Here is a 2864-nt window from a genome sequence, read left to right on the forward strand (position 1 = left end):
ACATGCCAGCGGTTGAGGTTCAAATAGGCGAAAAGGAAGACGACGAGCGTCGCCGAGAGAACCGTCTCGGCGCCGGCGCGCCAGATGCGGTTGGCGTTGGCGTCAAAGCCGAAAATCTTGTCCCAAAAGCCGAAATCGATGCACACATAGGCCAGCACCGCCCAGGCGAGCGCCGCCGCCGCCGGGAAGATGACGGCGCCTTTCACCACGAAGACAATGGTCAGAAACAGCGCGAGCAGGCCGGCGATGCCGATGACGATGCCCTTGTAGAGCGTCAGGCTCGTCACCTTGTCCTTATAGGCGGCTGGCTCCCATAAATAGAGCTGCGGCAGGTTCGGCGTGCGCAGCTCCGCGACATAGGTGACCGTGGTCCCGGGGTCGAGCGTCAGCCGGAAAACGTCGGCGTCCGAGGCGTCTTCGGCCTCGGGCGGAAAGCCCTGGCTGGCCGTGATCGCCGTAATGCGCGTCGAGCCGAGATCGGGCCAGATGACGCCCGAGCCCTGCAGGCGGTAATGCGGGGCGACGATCAGGCGCTCGATCTGCTCATCCGTGTCGTTGGTGAGCGCGAAAACGATCCAGTTGGGCTGGCTGCCGGCCTCCTTGGCGCCGACCTCGATACGGCGGACGATGCCGTCTGAGCCGGGCGCGGTCGAGACCTGCAGGCGGTCGCCCTGCGAGGAATGTTTCTCAACGACATTGGTGAGATCGATCGCCCGCGCGCCTTGCGGCACCCGCACCGACTCCATGGCGACGGCCTGAGCGGAGAGGATGAACAAAAAGAGCGCAATCAGGTATTTTTTCAGACGCACGAACTCTCTTCTCGATGCCGCAGGCTCGGAGAACGCGTCTGGCGCGGCCGATGGCGGGCGCCAAGCGCGTGAGCGGGCTGTCATCGCCAGACTCTGATCGGAAAGTGGTAGAGGCTTCGAGCCCTGTCGGCAAGCCGATTCGCCAAGCTTTGCAATAACGGTATGTTCCTTGCGTCGCTGCGCTTCTTGGCCGCGCTTGCGGAGCGCGGACGGCGCCAATATACGCTGCTTGAAGGCCACCGTCGCAATCTGCAGACGCATGGCGGTTTTTTTGCGGTGTGCCCACCCGCGAAGTTCTGGGAAAACGGGAACGGATTGGATGCGAAGCGCTCTCGGCGGCCCTCGCCTTCTGCTGCGCCGCCTCCGCGAGATCAGCGCGGAACCGGTGAGCGCGCAGGCGCGGCTCGACAAGATCGTGGTGCAGATCGCCGCGAATATGGTCGCCGAGGTTTGTTCCGTTTATGTGCTGCGCGCCGACCAGCGCTTGGAGCTTTACGCCACGGAGGGCCTTAACCGCGAGGCCGTGCATCTCACCACGATGCACGCGGGCGAAGGCCTTGTCGGCCAGATCGCCAAGAGCGCCGAGCCTCTCGCCCTCTCCGAGGCGCAGGAGCATCCCTCCTTCTCCTACAAGCCGGAGACGGGCGAAGACGCCTATCACTCCTTCCTTGGCGTGCCGATCCTGCGCGGCGGCAACACGCTCGGCGTGCTTGTCGTGCAGAACAAGGTGCGCCGCGTTTATTCGGAAGAAGAGATCGAGGCGCTGCAGACGACGGCGATGCTGCTCGCCGAGCTGATCGCCTCGGGCGAATTACAGGCGATCGAAGACCCGCGCGATCTCGCGCTCTATCGCCCGGCGTCGCTGAGAGGCGCGCCGATGGCGGAAGGCGTCGGCCTCGGCCATGTGCTGCTGCACGAGCCGCGCGTCGTCATCAAGCAGCTCGTCGCCGAGGACATGCCCGCTGAACTCGCGAGGCTCGAACATGCGATCGACGCGATGCGCCAGTCGATCGACGAGCTCGTCGCGCATAGCGACCGCATCGCCGCCGGCGAGCCGCGCGACGTGCTCGAAACCGTGCGCATGGTCGCCTATGACCGCGGCTGGGTGCGCCGCCTGCGCGAAGCGGTGATGACCGGGCTGACGGCGGAGGCGGCGGTCGAGCGCGTCCAGAACGACGCGCGCGCGCGCATGCAGCGCCAGACCGATCCCTATCTGCGCGACCGCCTGCACGATCTCGACGATATCGCCAACCGGCTGCTGCATCAGCTGACGGGTCAGAGCTACGTCGCCGATCGCGACAGCGTGCCGGAAAACGCCATCATCGTGGCGCGCAACATGGGGCCGGCGGCGCTTCTCGACTATGACCGCAAGCGGCTGCGCGGCCTCGTGCTGGAGGAAGGCGGGCCAACGAGCCACGTCGCCATTGTCGCGCGCGCGCTTGGCGTCGCCACCGTGGGACTCGTCGCCGGCCTGATCGACATCGTCGAAACCGGCGATCCGATCATCGTCGACGGCACGACCGGCGAAGTGCATGTCCGGCCGCAGCCCGACGTGCAGAGCGCTTATGCTGAAAAAGCGCGGCTGCGGGCGCGGCGTCAGGAGCAATACGCCAAGCTGCGCGATGTGCCGGCGGTCACTAAGGACGGCGTCGAAATTGGGCTGCAGATGAACGCCGGCCTGGCGATCGACATGCCACATCTGCATGAGACCGGCGCGAATTCGATCGGACTATTCCGCACCGAACTGCAATTCATGCTCGCGCCGCGCTTTCCGCGCATGGACGAGCAATATCGCTTCTACAAAGCCGTGCTCGACGCCGCGCCGGATAAGCCGATCACGTTTCGCACGCTCGACATCGGCTCCGACAAGATCCTTCCCTATATGGCGAAGATCGAAGAGGAGAACCCGGCGCTCGGCTGGCGCGCCATCCGCATCGGCCTCGACAGGCCGGGGCTTTTGCGCATGCAGCTGCGCGCGATGCTGAAGGCGGGCGCCCATCGCAATTTGCGCATCATGTTTCCGATGATCGCCAATGTCGCCGAATTTGATGCGGC

Annotated in this window: 2 protein-coding genes; one reads left to right on the forward strand and one right to left on the reverse strand. The window is 65.2% G+C overall.

The features are described from left to right. The coding region (locus M0R21_13785; GenBank protein ID MCK9618894.1) for a hypothetical protein at positions 1-1070 on the reverse strand (1070 nt) is incomplete at its 3' end. A 58-nt stretch (positions 1071-1128) separates the two neighbouring features. Here M0R21_13785 and M0R21_13790 point away from each other — a divergent pair. Next, positions 1129-2864: PEP-utilizing enzyme (locus M0R21_13790; GenBank protein ID MCK9618895.1), on the forward strand; the 1736-nt coding region annotated here is incomplete at its 3' end.

The sequence above is a fragment of the Lentimicrobiaceae bacterium genome (genome assembly GCA_023227965.1).
Taxonomy (GTDB): Bacteria; Bacteroidota; Bacteroidia; order Bacteroidales; family JALOCA01; genus JALOCA01.